Raw genomic sequence first — 393 nt, forward strand, 5'->3', positions numbered from 1 at the left:
AGCAGTAGCGAGGTAGTATAGGAAGAGCAAAATTATAACCAACCGGCTAGCGCGCCGCCGCTAACCCGGTGATGTTCCCTGCACTTGGGAAAATCATTTTAATTGCGATGATAAATAAGATGATGCCACCAGTGATACTTAAGGTTTCCGGCTGTACGTGCAAAAAGCACAGGATGCTTTTTCTGGCGAACAAGAACAACATCGAAATCCATAAGGCAAAAATCAACCCCCGGATGAGCAACTTACGACCTGTCTCTTATACACATTCGATGCAGCCGACGAAGAGGATAGTGGGGAGGCTTGTGTATGTCCACTCATGAAAAACTTATCGCATCCATAACTACGCGATGCGGAGCAGATCCTATCACCTACGGTTTGATTATAACTTCCATT

1 pseudogene is annotated in these 393 nt (G+C 45.5%); it reads right to left on the minus strand.

Annotated features, from left to right (window positions below):
* Positions 1–55 precede the first annotated feature (55 nt).
* Positions 56–247 (minus strand): annotated as a pseudogene (locus tag UF05_RS16540) (MarC family protein); the annotation flags it as partial.
* Positions 248–393: the final 146 nt, after the last annotated feature.

It is taken from the genome of Vibrio sp. S457-15 (assembly GCF_000960545.1).
GTDB lineage: Bacteria > Pseudomonadota > Gammaproteobacteria > Enterobacterales > Vibrionaceae > Vibrio > Vibrio parahaemolyticus.